We start from the raw sequence: 14,074 nt of genomic DNA on the forward strand, positions 1-14,074 counted from the left end.
CGAAGCGGGGCCGCGGTTCGTCGTGGGGGAGAAGGCCCCGGCGCCGATCCGGTTCCCGGAATCGCACCTATGGCGACGGCCGGCGGCGGCAACGGCCGGGCGCGGCTTTAGGCGCGGTAGAACAGGGCGCGGCCGTCCGGCCCTGCGGCTCGCGGGGTGCCCACGCAACGCCGGGGCCGGTGCGGCTGTCGGCCGGACGCGGCCCTCCATCCGTCATGCGCGGACGGCGTGTCAGCGATGCGAAGGATGTCCCACCCGCCCACCCGCTTCGGCCGGCCGCGGCCGTTACGGCCGGGTGACATCCTGCTCGATCAGCATGCGGACGTACCGCGTGAACGGGATGCCCTTGGCCTTGGCCTTGGCCTTCACAGCGTCGAGGAGCGGCTGCGGGATCCGCATGTTCAATGCGGCCGCCTTCTTCTCGAACTCGAACCGCATGGGCTTGAAATCGGAGAAATCATATTCGGACAGATCTGCGGTGTCGACGAAACGCTCGGCCGCCTCGTCGGTGGCATGGACAGGAAACGGCTTAAGCTTCTCGGGTCCGGTCATAGGTGTCGATCTCCCTGCGGTGCATGTAGCGGGCCGATATCGGACGTATCAGCGTCGTCCCTCCCTGCTCGCGGAGTGTGAACACGACGAAGACGTGCCGGTTATCCGCCGTCACGCCGACGGCATCGAAGCGGACTTCCGCACCACCTTGTCGGTCCGGTCTGACGCGAGGACTGTTCCGCAGGATGTATTCGATCTCGTGCCGGGAAACGCCGTGCTTGCCGCATTTGGGCCAGTTGCCGTCGTCCCAATCGAAGCCCCCGATCGCCACGGTACCGTCCCCGATGCCCTTTTGTGTATACAAAAGCAACACAATGCGTGAGGCCGTCGGCGCTCTCGTTCGCCCGCGACAGCGAGCCGCGCTCACCGGAGACCGTGTTTTCCGGGCCCTGGCATCGCACGAGTTCACGATCGGAGAGGCGAGCCGGGCCGCGTCTCCGCACGCTTCGCGGTCCGGACCGGCGGCACCACCGGATGGTGCGGGACTCAGGCCCCGCCCGGCATCCACCCCGTCGCCGCCCCCGAGGCCGTGAGCACCAGCACCGAGCGGCCGGGCAGCGGCACGGTGCCGCCGGCCTCGTAGGCGGTCGCGCCGGGGCCCACGGCGCCGGTGGGGAGCGTCGTGTCGAAGACCGGGGTCCACGCCCCGCCGATCACCGGCTCGAGGCGGAAGTCGTGGGGGCCTTCATCCGCGTTGAACAGGATCAGCAGGCGGTCGCCCTCGGTCCGGTCGTTGCCGATCTGCATGCCGAACACCCGGCGGCCGTCGTCGCCCCAATCCTCCCCGACCATCTCGGTCCCGTCGGGGTCGAGCCAGTGCACGTCGCGCAGGGGCTCGTCGGGATCGACCAGGGCGCCGGTGAAGAAGGTGCGGCGGCGCAGGGCCGCCTGCGCGCGGCGGAGCGCCAGCAGGTTGGCGACGAACGGGGTGAGCGCGGGGTCGGGGTCGCTCGTCCAGTCCATCCAGCTCGTCGGGTTGTCCTGGCAGTAGGCGTTGTTGTTGCCGCCCTGGGAGCGCGAGCGCTCGTCGCCCATCAGCAGCATCGGCACGCCCTGGGCCAGCATCACCGTCGCCAGCATGTTGCGCTTCTGGCGGGCGCGCACGGCCAGGATCTCGGCATCGTCGGTGTCGCCCTCGACGCCGTAGTTGCAGGAGACGTTGTGGCCGTGGCCGTCGCGGTTCTCCTCGCCGTTGGCCGCGTTGTGCTTCTCCTCGTAGGCCACCACGTCGGCGAGCGTGTAGCCGTCGTGGCTCGCGATGAAGTTGACGCTGGCGAGCGGCGAGCGGCCGGAGGGCCCGAAGGTCTCGCGCGAGCCGGTCAGCCCCTGGGTGAGCTTGGCGAGCGTGCCGGAATCGCCCCGCCAGAAGCCGCGGGCCGCGTCGCGGAAGCGGTCGTTCCACTCGCTCCAGCCGCGGGGATAGCCGCCGAGCCGGTAGCCGCCCTCGCCGATGTCCCAGGGCTCGGCCACGAGCTTGACCCGGGCGAGCACCGGGTCCTGCGCCGCGGCCTGGAAGAAGGCGGCCCGCGGGTCGAAGGCCAGGGGCGAGCGCCCCAGCGAGGAGGCGAGGTCGAACCGGAAGCCCGCGATGCCGTAGGCGGTGACCCAGTGGCGCAGGGAGTCGAGGACGAGCTGCATCACCCGCGGGTGGCTCGCGTCGAAGGTGTTGCCGCAGCCGGTGCAGTCGAGGTAGCGGCGGCGGTCGCCCGCGTCGAGCTTGTAGTAGCTGGCGTTGTCGATGCCGCGGAACGCCAGGGTCGGTCCGGTGTGGTCGCCCTCGGCGGTGTGGTTGTAGACCACGTCGAGCCAGGTCTCGATCCCGGCGGCGGCCAGTTCGCGGATCGCCGCCTTGAGACCGCCGACCCCGCCCTCGCCGAGGTAGCGCGGATCGGGGGCGAAGTAGCCGTAGGGCTGGTAGCCCCAGAAGTTCACGAGGCCCCGCTCGACCAGGAAGCGGTCGTCGGCGAACGCCTGGATCGGCAGCAGTTCCAGCGCGGTGACGCCGAGCTTCACGAGATGCTCGATGATCGCCGGGTGGGCCAGCGCCGCGTAGGTGCCGCGCTCGGCCTCCGGCACGTCGGGATGGGTGCGGGTGAGCGCCTTGACGTGGGCCTCGTAGATCACCGTCTCGTGGAGCGGCCGGGGCCGCGGGTGCGGCCCGAGATCCGGGCCGTCGGGGGCGGCCACGACGCAGCGCGGCATGTAGACCGCGCTGTCGCGGCGGTCGATCCGGTCCTCGCGCCCGCTGCCGCGGCGGTGGCCGTAGAGCGCGTCGTGCCAGCGGATCCGGCCCTGGATCTCGCGGGCGTAGGGGTCGAGCACCAGCTTGGAGGCGTTGAAGCGGTGCCCCTGCGCCGGATCCCAGGGCCCGTGCACCCGGTAGCCGTAGAGCTGGCCGGGCAGCACGCCGCGCAGATACCCGTGCCACACGTCGTCGGTGCGGGCCGGCAGGCGGATGGTCCGGGTCTCGTGGCGCTCCCCCGGCTCGAACAGGCAGAGGTCGACCGCGGTCGCGTGCTCGGAGAACAGGGCGAAGTTGACGCCGCGCCCGTCGAAATGCGCGCCCAGCGGAGCTGGCACCCCGTCGTCGACGGCGATCATGCGGAGGTTCTCGCGGGCCGGTCCGGGCGCCCTACTCCGCGGCGGCGGCCGCGGTCGGGGGCTCGCGCTCGGTGGTGCGGAAGGCCTCCAGCTCCGAGAGGAAGTTGCGCGCCCACCAGTCCACGTCCTCGCGGGTCATGCGCTCGACCATCGGCCGCCAGCGCGCGAGCCGCTCGGCCTTCGGCATGTAGAGCGCGGTGCGGATCGCCTCGGCCATCTCGAAGCGGTCGTAGGGGTTGACGAGCAGCGCCTCGGGGAGCTGCCGCGCCGCGCCCGCGAACTTGGAGAGCACCAGCACGCCGGGATCGTCCTCGGCCTGGGCGACCACGTACTCCTTGGCGACGAGGTTCATGCCGTCGCGCATCGGCGTGACGAGGCCGACCCGGGCCGCCCGGTACAGGCCGGCGAGCACCGGCCGCGGGTAGGCCTTGGTGATGTACTGGATCGGCGTCCAGGCCGGGTCGCCGAGCGAGCCGTTGATCTCGCCGACCTTCTCGTTCACCTCGCGGGCGAGCTGCTCGTATTCCGGCACCTCGCTGCGGGATTTCGGGGTGATCTGGATGTAGGTGACGTTGCCGCGCTGGTCGGGGTTGGAGGCGAAGAAGCTCTCCACCGCCTCCATCCGCTCGGGCACGCCCTTGGAATAGTCGAGCCGGTCGACGCCGATCAGCAGCTTGCGGGTGCGCAGGCCGGCCATCGTCTCGCGCACCACCTTGTTGGCGCCGGCCTTGGCGGCGGCCTCCTTGAATCCGGCGACATCGATGCCGATCGGGAACGAGCGGATGCGGGTGCGCCGCCCGTCGACCATCAGCGAGCCGCCACCGAGCGGGATGGCGCGGAGCGTGTCGATCAGGTTGCGCTGGAGGTTCTGGACGTCCGAATCGGTCTGGAGGCCGATCAGGTCGTAATCGACGATCGCGCGCAGCAATTCGCCGCTCGCGGGCAGCGAGTTGAACACGTCGGCGGCCGGCCAGGGGATGTGGTGGAAGTAGCCGATCGGGTTGTCGAGCCCGAGGCCGCGCAGCTCGGCGGCGAGCGGCAGCAGGTGGTAGTCGTGCACCCAGATGATGTCGTCGGGCTCGACCAGCTTGGCGAGCGCCCGCGCGAAGGTGCGGTTGACGCGGCTGTAGCCGGAATAGTCGGAGCGGGAGAACGCGCCGAGGCCCAGCCGGTAGTGCATGATCGGCCACAGCGCCCGGTTGGCGAAGCCGGCGTAGTACTCGAGGTGGTCCCGCGGCGAGAGGTCGACGACCGCGTACTGCACCCGGCCGCGGTCGATCAGGGTCGGCTCCTCGGAGGGCTCCTCGACGATGTTGCCGCTCCAGCCGAACCACAGCCCCTCGTAGGCGGTGAACGCCTCCTTCACGGCGACCGCCAGCCCGCCCGCGGCGACCGCCTTGCCGCCCTCCTCCGGGACCGCAACGCGGTTCGATACGATCACAAGGCGTGCCACGCGGGTCGGCTCCGGGATCATGCGTCGCGCCGGGGCGCGACCGCGGATATCGAGTGTAGAACGCGCGGGCCCCGCGCGCGATCCTCAAAGTCGTCGTTCGGCCAACCCAAGCGTGAAGCCGGGAGCGGGTCAAGCGGCGCGTGCGGTGCGTCCCGACGAAAGGCTCGGCCTGTCCTCGACCAGTTCCGCGCGCCGGTCCCCGCGCCTTTCCGCGCGCCCGGGCTCCCTCCCGGGCACCCGCGGCGCAAGCGCGGCCGTTCTGCCGGGCGCCGCCTGAACGCAGGCTGAGCGACCGGAACCCGCGACGGAGCAGCCGGTTACTCAGCCGTCGCGGCGGCCGCGGCGAGACCGCACGCCCCCGCCCCCGAGGAGTTGTTCGAGATGGCCGGCACCGAGTCCCCGCAGCACCCGTCCCGAGGCTCTGCGGACCCTCACTCGGCGGACCCCCACTCGGCGGACCCCCACCCGGCGGGCGCCTCCGCCGACGAGCGGGCCCAGTGGCGGGCCCTCCAGGGCGACGTCGAGGGTCTGGCCGACGAGGCGGCCCAGCGCGGGCGCGGCCTGCTCGACGCGGCGCGGCTCCAGGCCCAGGACTACGTCGAGCGGCGCAAGGGCGACGCGGCGCAGTCGGTCCACAGCCTCGCCCAGTCCCTGCGCAGCTCGGGCCGCGACCTGGGCGACCAGCCGAACGTGCGCGCCTTCTTCGACAGCGCCGCCGACGGCCTCGACCAGCTCGGCACCTCGATCGAGCGGCGCAACCTCTCCGATCTCTACGGCGAGGCCGAGGCCTTCGCCCGGCGCGCGCCGGTGGCGGTGGCGGTCGGCACCTTCGTGGCCGGCCTGCTCGCCGCCCGGTTCATCAAGTCGTCCAGCCTGCCCCCCGAGGCCCCGTCCGTCGACGGGGACGCCCGCGACAGCTTCCGGGCCTGACGCCATGGCCGCCGGTCCCGATCCCCGCTCCTCCGCCTCGACCATCCAGAGCCTCGTCGGCGACGCCCTGCGCGAGACCAACGAGCTCGCCCGCAAGGAGATCGCCCTGTTCCGGGCGGAGATGGCCGGCAACGTCCGCCAGCTCGTGGCCGGGCTCGCCTGCATGGTCGCCTCCGCGGTGTTCGCGGTGGTCGCCCTGCTGGTGCTGATCGGCGCCTTCGTGAAGTGGCTCGCCACGATCGTCGGCTCCGAGTGGCTCGCGGCGCTGATCGTCGGCGGCGTGCTGCTGGTGATCGCCGTCGGGCTCGCCCTGTGGGCGCGCAGCGTCCTGTCCCTCTCGACGCTTGCCCCGACCCGCACCACGCGCCAAGTCCGCCAGGACGCCCAGGCCCTGTCGGAGCGCGTCTCCGGATGAGCATGAGCGCACTGCGAACGCCACTGCGAGTTCCGACATGAGTTCGATGAACGATCTTGAACGCGAGATCGAGGAGAGCCGGGCGCGGCTCGACCAGACGATCGACCGCATCCAGGGCCGGCTGTCGGTGCCCAATCTCGTGGACGAGATGCTCGGCAACGCCCGGCGCGTGCCGGCCCTGAACAGCGCCTACGACGGCGCCCTCGACGCGGTGCGGCGCAACCCGGTGCCGGTGCTGCTGATCGCCGCCGGCGTCGGCCTGCTGTTCAGCCGCATGGCCCGCGACGCCGAGCGGCGCCGCACCGAGGTCTCGGCCGCCCGCGTCCCGGTGCTCGACGACACGCCCCGGCCCGCGGCCCGCACCTACGACCCCGACGCGCCCGGCGCCCGGCCGGTCCACGATCCCGTCGAGAAGACCGAGCTCTGACGACCGAACCCCGCGGCGGATCCCGGTCCGCCGCGGGCCGTCACCCCCTGACCGGCTCCCGCCCCGCCGCCGGGAGCGACCGAGGACACCGCCATGACCGACACGCCCGGACACGCCCCGATCCCGCCGACGGGCGCCCCCGGCGCCCCCGGCCTGCGCCCCGACCCCCTCGGCACCGCCGACCCGCGCGCGGTGCCGGGCGCGGCGGCCGGCGATTTCACCCTGCGGCCGGACCCGCGCGGGCTGCACGACCCGCGCCCCCACGCGGAGGACCACGTGGAGGACACCGCCGACGCGCTCCGGGCCGGGGCGGGCGACGCGGGCGAGCGGGCCGCCGGCCTCGCGGACCACGCGCGCGACCGGGTCGATCAGGCGCGCGAGCGGGTCGCCGACCTCGCCGGCGACCTGCGCGACCGGGTGCAGGAGCGGATCGGCGGCGCCGCCGACGAGGCCCGCGCCCGGGTCGGCGACCTCCACCGCCAGGGGCTGCGCCGCCTCGACGACCTGACGGTCCAGGGCATGGACGGGCTCCACCGCGGCCGCACCACCGTCGAGCGGTTCGTGGACGAGAACCCGCTGCTCGTCGGCGTGGTCGGCGTCGCCGCCGGCCTGCTGCTCGGGGCGCTGCTGCCGCGCACCCGCCAGGAGGATCGCAACCTCGGCCCCTGGGCCGACGAGGTCCGCGACCAGGGCCTGCGCTACGCCCGCGAGATGACCCACCGCGGCCGCGAGTTCGTCCAGACCGCCCTCGATCCGGACAACCTCAACGCCGCGGTCCGCAAGGCCGCCGACACGGACGCGCCGCGGCCGCCGGAGAGCGAGCGGGCGCAGCACAACCTCTGAGATGCACAGCACTTCCCTCCCCCCTCTGCGGGGGAGGGTGGGCCCTGCGTCAGTAGGGTTCGGGAGAGGGGAGCCCGGCTTCCGGCACGATCACTGCGGCGGATGCCGGGCGCCGCCTCCGGCACCGTCGCTCCCCTCACCCGACCCCCTTCGGGGGCCACCCTCTCCCGCAGAGGGGAGAGGGGGAGCGCGCGGCCACGATGCGTGAATCCAGTGGCCCGTGCAGGGGGACCGAGAGCGTAGGCTCTACTCCCGGTAAAGATCCGCGTAGCGGTCGCGCAGAACGTTCTTCTGCACCTTGCCCATGGTGTTGCGCGGCAGTTCATCCACCACGAGCACGCGCTTGGGGCACTTGAACCGGGCGAGCCGGCCCTCCAGCGCGGCGAGCACCGCCGCCTCGTCGGGGGCGTCGGCGCCGCCGACCACCACCGCCGTCACCGCCTCGCCGAAATCCGGGTGGGCGAGCCCGATCACCGCCGACTCGACCACGCCGGGCAGCCCGTCGATCTCGGTCTCGACCTCCTTCGGGTAGACGTTGAAGCCCCCCGAGATGATCAGGTCCTTGCCGCGCCCGACGATGTGGACGTAGCCGGCCCGGTCCACCTTGCCGAGGTCGCCGGTGATGAAGAAGCCGTCGGGCCGGAACTCGGCCGCCGTCTTCTCCGGCATGCGCCAGTAGCCCTTGAACACGTTGGGCCCGCGCACCTCGATCATCCCGATTTTTTCGGATTCCAGCGCGGCGCCGGTCTCGGGGTCGACGACCCGCAGGGAGACCCCCGGCAGCGGGAACCCCACCGTGCCGGCGACCCGGTCGCCGTCGTAGGGGTTCGAGGTGCTCATGTTGGTCTCGGTCATGCCGTAGCGTTCGAGGATGGCGTGGCCGGTGCGCGCCCGCCACTCCCGGTGGGTCTCGGCGAGCAGCGGCGCCGAGCCCGACACGAACAGCCGGATCTTTCCGGCGACCTCGGCGTCGAGGCCCGGCTCCTTCAGGAGGCGGGTGTAGAAGGTCGGCACGCCCATCATCGCGGTCGCCCGCGGCATCAGCTCCAGGATTTTTTTCGGATCGAGGCGTGGGAGGAAGAGCATCGCGCCGCCGCTCGCCAGCACCGTGTTGGTCGCCACGAACAGGCCGTGGGTGTGGAACACCGGCAGGGCGTGGATCAGCACGTCGTCGGCCGTGAAGCGCCAGTGCTCCACCAGCACGCGGGCGTTCGAGGCGAGGTTGTCGTGGGTGAGCATGGCGCCCTTCGAGCGCCCGGTCGTGCCCGAGGTGTAGAGGATCGCGGCGAGGTCGTCCGCCGCCCGGGGCACGTCCGGACCGTCGCCCCCCTGCCCGTCCGCGGCCTCGGCGGCGCTGCCGCGGCCGGAGGCGTCGAGGGTCCAGATCCGCGGCACGCCGGCGGCCGCCTCGGCCAGCGCCTCCCGCCGGGCGGGGTCGCAGACGAACAGGGCGGGCTCGGCGTCGCCGAGGAAGTAGGCGATCTCGGCCGGCGTGTAGGCGGTGTTGAGCGGCAGGAACACCGCCCCGGCCCGCACCACGCCGAGGTAGAGGACGATCACCTCGGGGCTCTTCTCGACCTGCACCGCCACCCGGTCGCCGGGGACGACGCCGGCCGCCGCCAGCGCCGCCGCGTAGGCGCCGGAGCGGGCGAGCAGGTCGCCGTAGCGGATGTGCCGCCCCTCCGGCGTCTCGATGACGGTCTTGGCGGGATCGGGGACGCCGTCCCGGACCAGGGAGAACAGGTGATTCGTCATGGTGGGCGCCTAGCACGGGCGGCGGGGATGGCGCATCCATATCGTCCCCCGCGGCCCTCCGGCGAGGGCCCCCGCGCCGTTCGCCGTGACGGAACGCGCCCTCAGGCCGCCAGCCGCGCGCGCGCCGACAGGAACGGCCCCTCCGGCCGGCGCGCCGGGGCGAACAGGCCGAAGCCGGTGGGCTCGGGCATCGCGACGTAGATCGCCTCCATGCCGGCGCGGGAATAGGTCTCGTGCCAGAAGCCGGAGCCGCCCGTGTCGCGCAGGAAGTCCCGCCACCAGCCGCTGTGCGGCGCCGAGCGGGTGAAGCGCTCCAGGCTCGGGAGGTCGCGCCAGTACTGGCGCATGCCGACGTGGTTGAGGCCGAACAGGACGTTCTCGTGGGCGAGCAGCCCGTCCGGCCGGTCCCGCGCCACGCCCCGGATGCCGGGCGCCAGTCCGAGCAGGGTCAGCAGGCCGCGCCAGCGCGTGACCCGGAAGCCGAGATAGATCACCACGAGGTCGGGATAGGCGGAGAGATCCACCGAGTGCCGGGCGGGCTTGGCTTGCATGGCGGCGCCTGTTGCGTTTGATTACGCTGTAAACATAGAGGCGCTGCGTACAGTGTCAACATCGGATCCGGAGCGGGCCTACCATCACGGCGAGCTGCGCGGGGCGCTGGTCGCGGCGGCCCTGGCGGACCTGGAGGCGGGGGGCGAGGCGGGCCTGTCGCTCCGCGCCGTCGCGCGGGCCTGCGGCGTCTCGGCGATGGCGCCCTACCGGCACTTCGCCGACAAGGACGCGCTCCTGGCGGCCGTGGCCGAGCGCGGCTTCGACGATCTGGGCGACCGGCTCGCGGCAGCCGACGCCTCGGCGGAGGGCGCCTCCGCGCTGGCGGCGCAGGGGGCGGCCTACGTCGCCTTCGCGCTGGCGCGGCCGGCCCTGTTCCGCCTGATGTTCATGGGTGCAGGGGGCCTGGGCGCCGGGGGCCGGGCCGAAGGGAGTTGCGCCGACGGGAGCTGCGCCTACCGGATCCTGTCCGAGCGCTGCGCCGCTCTGGCGGGCCCGGCGATGTCGGCCGAGGACCTGACCCTGACCGCGTGGTCGCTGGTGCACGGGCTCGCCGCGCTGATCCTCGACCGCCGGGTCTCGGTCGATGCCGCGGGGGCGGAGGCGCTGGCCCGGCGGATCACCACCGGCTTCGCGCGGCTGGCGGCGGGCGGGTGACTCTCACGCCTCGGCGAGCACCACCGCCCGCGGCGGCGGCAGCTTGGCGCGCAATTCGCGCGTCACCGCGGGCGAGGCCGCCACCGTGCCGAGATTGGCGTAGGTCTCGTGGTTCTTCTCGATGGCGCCGAGGTCGTAGAGGTAGTTCACCATCAGCCCGTGCGACTGGGCGAGCCCCTTCTTCGAGGTGTCGCCGAGGAAGTTGATCCGGTCGAGGCGGGCGCCGTTGCCGAGATGGAAGCGGGCGACCGGGTCGAGGGGCCGGCCGCGCGCGTTGCGGGCGCGCAGGAAGTAGGCGGCGGCGGCCGGGATCAGCGCCTTGCGCACCGCCTCGGCCCGGGCCTTGTCCGCGTGCCAGCCGGGCTCGTCCAGCGCCCGCAGGGTCTCGACATCCTCCGGCAGCAGCCCCTGCGGGCTGTCGGCCCGGCGCTCGCGGGCGAGCCACGCGGAGAAGCCCGGCACCGGCGACAGGGTGACGAAGGTCTTGAGGGTCGGGATCTCGCGGGCGAGGTCCTCCACCACCTGCTTGATCAGGAAGTTGCCGAAGGTGACGCCGGCCAGCCCCTTCTGGCAGTTCGAGATCGAGTAGAAGATCGCGGTGGTGGCCGTCTGCGGCGCCAGCGGCTTGCGGGTGCGGGACAGGATCGGCGCGATCGCCGGGGCGACCGCCTCGGTCAGCGCGACCTCCACGAAGATCAGCGGCTCGTCGGCCAGCGCCGGGTGGAAGAACGCGAAGCAGCGCCGGTCCGGCGGCTCGATCCGGGCGCGCAGCTCGTCCCAGTCGGCGATCTCGTGGACCGCCTCGTAGCGGATGATTTTTTCGAGGATGTGGGCGGGCGTCGTCCAGTCGATGTGGCGCAGCACCAGGAAGCCGCGGTTGAACCACGAGGCGAACAGGTGCTCGAAATCGGCGTCGAGGCTGTCGGCGGCGTCGACGAGGCCGGGGGCCGCCCCCGCGTCGCCGTCCCGGAGCGCGCGGCGAAGTCCGAAGAGATCCTCGCGCATCCGCACGAGGCTGAGCGTGCCGCCGCGGGCGAGGTTGAGCCGGCGGATCAGCTCCTGGCTGCGCGGCTCGGCGGCCTCGTGCAGGGCCCCGAGGCGGGCGCGGCTCGGCGCGGCCCGATAGGCCTCGATCGCCGCCGCGACGGCGTCGTCGTCGGCGCCGAATTCGAGGGCGATCGTGCGCAGGAAGGCGTGCCGCTCGTCGGGGCCGAAGCTGGCGTAGCGGTCGAGGATCGCCCGGGCGAGCGCGACGCCCGACGCCTCGCCGCGGCGGGAGATCAGATCCTCGCACAGCCGGACCAGTTCGGGGGCGGTGGCGCGGGCGGCGAGGTCGCCCCGGCCGAGGCCGACGAGGTCGCGGCCGCGGTCGCTGATGCTCTGAAGCAGGTCGCCGAAGAAGGAGATCGCCGCCATGAGTTCCGGTTGCCCCTCCCGACCCTGAAACGTCCGCGCCGCGAACCGACGGCCGCCGTGGCGGGAGGCCGCCGGTCCCCGTCACGCCCAAGCTCGGCCGTTCTAAGGCGGCTCCGGCGCAGCGGCCAGAGCGCGCGGTCATTCTAGGAGACGGGGACGGCGGTCCGGTGACGGTCTCGGGGCGCGGCCCTGCGGATTCAGGTGCCCTCGGCCACGGTGGCGAGGTCGGCCCGCTCCCGCCAGTCGCCGACGCCGTGCTGGCGGGCGAAGCGCAGTTCGGCGGCGCGGCGGGCGCGCTCCGGATCGCGCGCGCGCTGGATCGCGACGGACCCGACGGTGAAGGGCACCCCGAGGATGTCCTTGGCGAACTCGACGCGGTAGTTCGGCATTCCGTACTCCCTGCTGCGGCGGCCTCTCGACGGCGTCCCGGCGATCTCCGCAGGAACCGAATCGGCGGGAACCGACTCGGCACCGCGGCGGTAGAAGACGGGAGGGCCGGCGCGCCCGGCGGTCCCGGGGTTCGGTGGCGCCGCACGTCCGTTCGTCGGCGCGAGACCGCGTCGGACGTATATGGTGCGCCCGCGCCCCGGTTGAAGGCCCCCGGGCTCGCCGCAGCCCTGCGGCCCCGCGCCTTGCCCGGCGCCGCCGCCCGGGCCTATCCGCCCGGTGACCCGACCGCCGCCCCCAACGGATCCGTGAGCGCAGCCCCCTCCCCGCGACCCGCCTCGCGCGTCCTCGCAACCCGGTCCGGGGCCCGGCCGTGACCGCCGCCCTCGACGGCAAGGCGCGCCTCGGCCTGACGCTCATCGCGGGCGGGGCGGTGGCCAACATCTACTACAACCAGCCGCTGCTCGGGCTGATCGTGGCCGAGTTCGGCGACCGCGCCGCCCTGTGGGTGCCCACCACCGCGCTGGTCGGCTACGGGCTCGGCATCGTCGCGCTGGTGCCGCTCGGCGACGCCTTGCCCCGGCGGCGGCTGATCGTGCTGCAATGCCTCGCCCTGGCGCTGGCGCTGCTCGCGGTGGCGCTCAGCCGGGATCTGGCGAGCCTCGCGCTCGCCCATCTCTGCGTCGGCCTGCTCGCCTCCGCCGCGCAGCAGGCGGTGCCGTTCGCGGCCGAGCTCGCCCCGGACGCGAGCCGCGGCCGGATCGTCGGGCAGGTGATGACCGGGCTGCTGACCGGCATCCTGCTCGCCCGCACCGCCAGCGGCTTCCTCGGCGCCCATCTCGGCTGGCGCCCGGTGTTCCTGGCCGCCGCCGCCGTGGCGCTGGCGATGGCGGGGATCGCCCGGGCGACCCTGCCGCACACGCCGCAGACCCATCCGCTCCGCTACCGCGCGCTGATGCTCTCGATCCTGGACCTCGCCCGCAGCCAGCCGGTGCTGCGGACCGCGACCCTGTCGCAGGCGCTGCTGTTCGCGGGATTCAACGCCTTCTGGGCGACGCTGGCGCTGCTGGTGGAGGGCGAGCCGTTCGGGCTCAGCGCGGCCGGCGCCGGGCTGTTCGGGGTGATCGGCGTCTGCGGCGCCTTCGTCGCCCCGCTGTCGGGCCGCTTCACCGACGCCCGCGGCGCCCGGCCGGTGGTGCTCGGCGGCAGCCTCCTCGTCGCGCTGGCCTTCGTCGTGCTGTGGCTCGGGGGGACGTGGTCGCTCGCCGCGGTGGCGCTCGGCGTGCTGCTGATCGACATCGGCATGAACGGCGCGCTGATCGCCAACCAGACCCGCGCCTACGCCCTGGTGCCCGGAGCGCGGGGGCGGATCAACACCGTGCTGTTCACGGTGCTGTTCGTGTTCGGGGCGCTCGGCGCCTATGCCGGCTCGCGGGCCTTCCTGGCGGTGGGCTGGCCGGGGGTCTGCGCCGTGGGGCTCGCCTTCTCGGCGCTGGCGGTGCTGGTGGCCGCGCGCGACCCGCACGGGCGGTGACCGGTTCCCCCCGAGCCTCGATCGTCGGTGCCGTCGTCGCGCACCTTGGTCATGTGCACCATCACGTCGTCGTCGCGCGTCCGGTCGGGGCCGGCATAGGGCTCCTCCCGCGTGGTCCGGTAGCCGAGGCGCGCGTAGAGGCGCAGGGTCTCCGCGTAGAGCCGGTTGGTGTAGAGCCGCAGCTCCGGCAGGCCCGCGGCGGCGGCGAGCGCCTCGGCGTGGCGCAGCAGGAGCCGGCCGTGGCCGCGGCCCTGGCGGGCGGGATGCACCGCGACGTTGACGATCAGGAGGTGGCCGTCGCCCGGGGCGGTCTCGATCAGCGCCGCGAGGGTGTCCCCGTCCCGGAGCAGGTCGAAGCGGTGCCGCCGCACGGCCTCCGCGTAATCGGCCTGCATCGGCAGCGGCAGCCGGCCGATCACCGGCACCCAGCGGGCGTAGGCCGCGTGCGTCAGGGCGCGGATCGCCTCCGCGTCCGCCGGCCCGCCCCGGACGAGCGCGTCTTCTCCTTGGCCGCCGTCCCACGATTGACCCATCCGCGCATCTCCCCTAAGAGCC

At 73.6% G+C, this 14,074-nt stretch carries 15 protein-coding genes; 6 read left to right on the forward strand and 9 right to left on the reverse strand.

All coding sequences use genetic code 11. From position 1 onward, the window contains the following. Positions 1–285 precede the first annotated feature (285 nt). From Q8W71_RS12315 to Q8W71_RS12330, 4 genes are all read right to left on the reverse strand, one after another. Positions 286–552: a CopG family antitoxin gene (locus tag Q8W71_RS12315; protein ID WP_305525663.1), complete on the reverse strand. Its 267-nt coding sequence runs from the start codon at positions 550–552 to the stop codon at positions 286–288. Beyond that, the gene (locus Q8W71_RS12320; RefSeq protein ID WP_305525664.1) at positions 530–823 is read right to left on the reverse strand and encodes a BrnT family toxin; all 294 of its coding nucleotides are present in this window, start codon (positions 821–823) and stop codon (positions 530–532) included. The genes Q8W71_RS12315 and Q8W71_RS12320 overlap by 23 nt, the downstream gene beginning before the upstream one ends. A 215-nt stretch (positions 824–1,038) precedes the next feature. Then, positions 1,039–3,153, reverse strand: a complete 2,115-nt coding sequence (gene glgX / locus Q8W71_RS12325; RefSeq protein ID WP_305525665.1) for a glycogen debranching protein GlgX — start codon at positions 3,151–3,153, stop codon at positions 1,039–1,041. A 31-nt stretch (positions 3,154–3,184) separates the two neighbouring features. Then, positions 3,185–4,606 (reverse strand): alpha,alpha-trehalose-phosphate synthase (UDP-forming), encoded by a 1,422-nt coding sequence (locus Q8W71_RS12330; protein WP_305525666.1) that lies wholly within the window; start codon positions 4,604–4,606, stop codon positions 3,185–3,187. Between the two features lie 381 nt (positions 4,607–4,987). Between Q8W71_RS12330 and Q8W71_RS12335 the strand changes: the two genes are divergently transcribed. The 4 genes from Q8W71_RS12335 to Q8W71_RS12350 all read left to right on the forward strand — a co-directional run bounded on the left by Q8W71_RS12335 (position 4,988) and on the right by Q8W71_RS12350 (position 7,221). Next, positions 4,988–5,536, forward strand: coding sequence for a hypothetical protein (locus Q8W71_RS12335; RefSeq protein WP_305525667.1), 549 nt, complete (start codon positions 4,988–4,990; stop codon positions 5,534–5,536). Positions 5,537–5,540: 4 nt separating this feature from the next. Further along, positions 5,541–5,951 carry a phage holin family protein gene (locus Q8W71_RS12340; RefSeq protein ID WP_305525668.1) on the forward strand — a complete coding sequence of 137 codons (411 nt, stop codon included), beginning with the start codon at positions 5,541–5,543 and terminating at the stop codon, positions 5,949–5,951. A gap of 46 nt (positions 5,952–5,997) precedes the next feature. Next, the gene (locus Q8W71_RS12345; RefSeq protein ID WP_370875397.1) at positions 5,998–6,378 is read left to right on the forward strand and encodes a DUF3618 domain-containing protein; all 381 of its coding nucleotides are present in this window, start codon (positions 5,998–6,000) and stop codon (positions 6,376–6,378) included. A 93-nt stretch (positions 6,379–6,471) separates the two neighbouring features. Continuing rightward, positions 6,472–7,221 (forward strand): hypothetical protein, encoded by a 750-nt coding sequence (locus tag Q8W71_RS12350; protein WP_305525670.1) that lies wholly within the window; start codon positions 6,472–6,474, stop codon positions 7,219–7,221. A gap of 246 nt (positions 7,222–7,467) precedes the next feature. Here Q8W71_RS12350 and Q8W71_RS12355 read toward each other — a convergent pair whose 3' ends face one another. Together Q8W71_RS12355 and Q8W71_RS12360 are read right to left on the reverse strand one after the other, a co-directional pair. After that, positions 7,468–8,976 carry a malonate--CoA ligase gene (locus Q8W71_RS12355; RefSeq protein ID WP_305525671.1) on the reverse strand — a complete coding sequence of 503 codons (1,509 nt, stop codon included), beginning with the start codon at positions 8,974–8,976 and terminating at the stop codon, positions 7,468–7,470. A 101-nt stretch (positions 8,977–9,077) separates the two neighbouring features. Further along, a complete protein-coding gene (locus Q8W71_RS12360; RefSeq protein WP_305525672.1) occupies positions 9,078–9,527 on the reverse strand; it encodes a monooxygenase family protein in 450 nt (149 codons plus the stop codon). Between the two features lie 52 nt (positions 9,528–9,579). On the opposite strand from Q8W71_RS12360, the gene Q8W71_RS12365 reads away from it, so the two are divergent. Continuing rightward, complete coding sequence (locus tag Q8W71_RS12365) at positions 9,580–10,182, forward strand: TetR/AcrR family transcriptional regulator (RefSeq protein WP_305525673.1); 603 nt, start codon at positions 9,580–9,582, stop codon at positions 10,180–10,182. A 3-nt stretch (positions 10,183–10,185) separates the two neighbouring features. Here the strand turns inward: Q8W71_RS12365 and Q8W71_RS12370 are convergent, their stop codons facing one another. Together Q8W71_RS12370 and Q8W71_RS12375 are read right to left on the reverse strand one after the other, a co-directional pair. After that, a complete protein-coding gene (locus Q8W71_RS12370) occupies positions 10,186–11,598 on the reverse strand; it encodes a malonyl-CoA decarboxylase (protein WP_305525674.1) in 1,413 nt (470 codons plus the stop codon). A gap of 197 nt (positions 11,599–11,795) precedes the next feature. Then, entirely contained in the window at positions 11,796–11,987 is a 192-nt protein-coding gene (locus Q8W71_RS12375; protein WP_305525675.1) for a hypothetical protein, read from the reverse strand. Positions 11,988–12,358: 371 nt separating this feature from the next. On the opposite strand from Q8W71_RS12375, the gene Q8W71_RS12380 reads away from it, so the two are divergent. Next, positions 12,359–13,519, forward strand: a complete 1,161-nt coding sequence (locus Q8W71_RS12380) for an MFS transporter (RefSeq protein ID WP_305525676.1) — start codon at positions 12,359–12,361, stop codon at positions 13,517–13,519. On the opposite strand, the gene Q8W71_RS12385 is transcribed toward Q8W71_RS12380, so the two are convergent. Further along, positions 13,405–14,052: a GNAT family N-acetyltransferase gene (locus tag Q8W71_RS12385; RefSeq protein ID WP_370875398.1), complete on the reverse strand. Its 648-nt coding sequence runs from the start codon at positions 14,050–14,052 to the stop codon at positions 13,405–13,407. The two genes, Q8W71_RS12380 and Q8W71_RS12385, sit on opposite strands and share 115 nt — an antisense overlap. Between the last annotated feature and the right edge of the window lie 22 nt (positions 14,053–14,074).

It is taken from the genome of Methylobacterium amylolyticum (assembly GCF_030700245.1).
Taxonomy (GTDB): Bacteria; Pseudomonadota; Alphaproteobacteria; order Rhizobiales; family Beijerinckiaceae; genus Methylobacterium.

Excerpts from the sequence above, each read along its gene's own strand:
- Q8W71_RS12315 (WP_305525663.1), bottom strand. The coding sequence starts at position 552 with ATGACCGGACCCGAGAAGCTTAAGCCGTTTCCTGTCCATGCCACCGAC.
- glgX (WP_305525665.1), bottom strand. The coding sequence starts at position 3,153 with ATGATCGCCGTCGACGACGGGGTGCCAGCTCCGCTGGGCGCGCATTTC.
- Q8W71_RS12335 (WP_305525667.1), top strand. The coding sequence starts at position 4,988 with ATGGCCGGCACCGAGTCCCCGCAGCACCCGTCCCGAGGCTCTGCGGAC.
- Q8W71_RS12340 (WP_305525668.1), top strand. The coding sequence starts at position 5,541 with ATGGCCGCCGGTCCCGATCCCCGCTCCTCCGCCTCGACCATCCAGAGC.
- Q8W71_RS12345 (WP_370875397.1), top strand. The coding sequence starts at position 5,998 with ATGAACGATCTTGAACGCGAGATCGAGGAGAGCCGGGCGCGGCTCGAC.
- Q8W71_RS12350 (WP_305525670.1), top strand. The coding sequence starts at position 6,472 with ATGACCGACACGCCCGGACACGCCCCGATCCCGCCGACGGGCGCCCCC.
- Q8W71_RS12355 (WP_305525671.1), bottom strand. The coding sequence starts at position 8,976 with ATGACGAATCACCTGTTCTCCCTGGTCCGGGACGGCGTCCCCGATCCC.
- Q8W71_RS12360 (WP_305525672.1), bottom strand. The coding sequence starts at position 9,527 with ATGCAAGCCAAGCCCGCCCGGCACTCGGTGGATCTCTCCGCCTATCCC.
- Q8W71_RS12370 (WP_305525674.1), bottom strand. The coding sequence starts at position 11,598 with ATGGCGGCGATCTCCTTCTTCGGCGACCTGCTTCAGAGCATCAGCGAC.
- Q8W71_RS12375 (WP_305525675.1), bottom strand. The coding sequence starts at position 11,987 with ATGCCGAACTACCGCGTCGAGTTCGCCAAGGACATCCTCGGGGTGCCC.
- Q8W71_RS12385 (WP_370875398.1), bottom strand. The coding sequence starts at position 14,052 with ATGGGTCAATCGTGGGACGGCGGCCAAGGAGAAGACGCGCTCGTCCGG.